The organism is Parafilimonas terrae, from assembly GCF_900115755.1.
GTDB classification, from domain to species: Bacteria; Bacteroidota; Bacteroidia; order Chitinophagales; family Chitinophagaceae; genus Parafilimonas; species Parafilimonas terrae.
The window spans coordinates 1-2197 of record NZ_FOXQ01000035.1 but is presented as its reverse complement, the minus strand read 5'-3'; the positions used below and the strand labels follow the sequence as shown (position 1 = coordinate 2197).

General features: G+C 33.6%; 2 protein-coding genes. Both read right to left on the bottom strand.

Going from position 1 to position 2197, the window contains the following annotated elements; genetic code table 11:
- Window positions 1-445: 445 nt before the first annotated feature.
- The gene (locus BM015_RS21205; protein ID WP_090663363.1) at window positions 446-661 is read right to left on the bottom strand and encodes a hypothetical protein; all 216 of its coding nucleotides are present in this window, start codon (window positions 659-661) and stop codon (window positions 446-448) included.
- Between the two features lie 4 nt (window positions 662-665).
- Window positions 666-1958 (bottom strand): hypothetical protein, encoded by a 1293-nt coding sequence (locus BM015_RS21200; RefSeq protein WP_090663361.1) that lies wholly within the window; start codon window positions 1956-1958, stop codon window positions 666-668.
- Between the last annotated feature and the right edge of the window lie 239 nt (window positions 1959-2197).

The following is a 2197-nucleotide window of genomic DNA, read 5'->3' as shown; positions in this document are numbered from 1 at the left end:
TAACGTGGACGGCTTGCTGATGTGCTGATATTTTATAACTGTCAGCCTGGCAACAGAAGCCGATTAAAGATTAAAAAGATGAATATACAACAAAAGCAAAATAGCGTTACGTCAAGCCGGATAATAGCTGATAGAGATATGCAGATGATTAAACTTCCGTCAGCCAGCATATTCAGCAAACCGAATGTTACATGCAGGCGGATTGTCCCTTGATGCTGTTTTTGTTTTTGTAGCGAAGGTCTTTGGAAGCGTCTGCAAGCCTAAAATGGGGTACAAAGGTTTGCTGCTGTGTGGCGGTCTTGTGCGCCTTTGATACCTGATTTTAGGCGTGTGCGGTGGCGGCTTTCTCAACCCTACCCTTGTCGGCAAGAGCGTTAAACGTATTGCGTTGTGTCAAAACAGTAAACGCTGATTAAAAATTAGTTCTTTGAAATATTGCTTGGGATTAGTGTAAATCTGTTTGAAAGTTTTTCTTTGCAGTTTCAAACTGATCTTTAATTACAGACATTAGATGATCTGAAACAACATTAGATATTTCATTTACTGTCATGCCATGATGGATTTGACCATCTCTGGAACGTGTATGATAGGTTGTGTCAAAAGAATTTACATCAACCATCATTTTTTTGTTATCGTCAGAGTTTAATGAGAACAAGTTCATAAGATTAATTGTTAAAGTAGTTATCAAAAAAATGTTGATTTAATTTTGGATCGAAATAATGTTTTCTTTTTATCCAAATGAAACCATCTCCTTTTGAAATTATGGCAACATCTACCGGGCCACCTACACTTTCTTCCGCAAATGTAATTCTTCTTTTGAGATAAGTTAAATATATCAAACTTTCTGCCATTTCTGCTAAATCTTCTTTAGCCAGGCTACTCACAGCATTCATCAGAGGGCTAATATAATTCTCTCTTTTTATCTGCTCGTTCATTTTTGAATATTCATTAACAACTGTTTGAATATCTAACGCCTGAATTTGGGCTGTCAATATAGGATTTGTACCACCTATAAGATTTAGAATTTCTTGATTATATCTATTGAAAAGGGAATTGAAATTATTTAAATAAATATTATCGAGAGATGGATCAATCCCTCGTAATATGGTATCAATCACATCTGTTTGGGCAAAAGGGCAAATTGCTCCATTATTTGCTGTTGAAATAGTCGCTGCTCTGTTTTCTTCAATATAATATCTTAATCTATTTCCAATACTAAATGAAATATCAACTGGTATTAAAGATGGGTATATTTCATCTTCGCCAAACCCAGTAAATATTAATCCTGTATAATTAGTTAAGCTTTCCTTTGTTTTTAAGAAAACATGAGCTAAATGTTTTAATTTATTTTCTAATTCATTAGATATAGTATATCCCAAATTGGTGTAGCTGGTTTCTATTACTATCGAAAAAAAATCCGCTATAAATGCTTCAAATTCGTCAAATGGGTAATCAGCGAAGTCATCACAAAAATTTGGACTTGCGGTGAACTGATTTATATATTCATCGGTTCTGTTTTCGATTAATTGAAGTAGCTGATTTTTATTGTCATCTGTTGGGTTATCGTGAAGAATTTTATTTTGATTTATTACTTCATTTCTTACAGTATTTATAACGGTTTGAATAAAATTGAATAATAAAAGCTTTTCTTCATCGGTATTTGTAAAAAATGATTTAGATCGAAGAAAATCAATAAAATCGTTTTGATATTCTTTTAAGGTGGAGAAAAACTTATCCTTTAATTGTTTTCGATAAACTTTAATAATCGTTTCCCAAGGTGTCATCATAAAAGTAGCAGAGTTGTAAACCATAACGCCAACGGGATGATATTTAGATAGAGTAAAAACTTTGTTGGCCTTGTTTAATATTTTTTTGCCATTAGTGCCAGTAATTGTTACTGCACTATCAGCGGCTATTGCAACGCCTTGTTTATTTAAAATGCCAACAACAGCAGTCATGTTTTATTGTTTAGTTATTGAAAATAGATATTATTTGTATAGTAGTCAAAGAAGCCTCAGCAAAAATTTTAGCGGATTTGCAAGTTAGCTTTTGTGTCAAGGTTCTGTGTCGCTTGCAAATGGGCTAAAATGTGCGGATGGCAAGAAGCCAAGCAATAAAACAAAAAAATTGAAAAACAAAAGTCGAATAAAACTACAAGCTGTCGAACAGCGTACTGTCAGGCCGCTTGCATGTAACG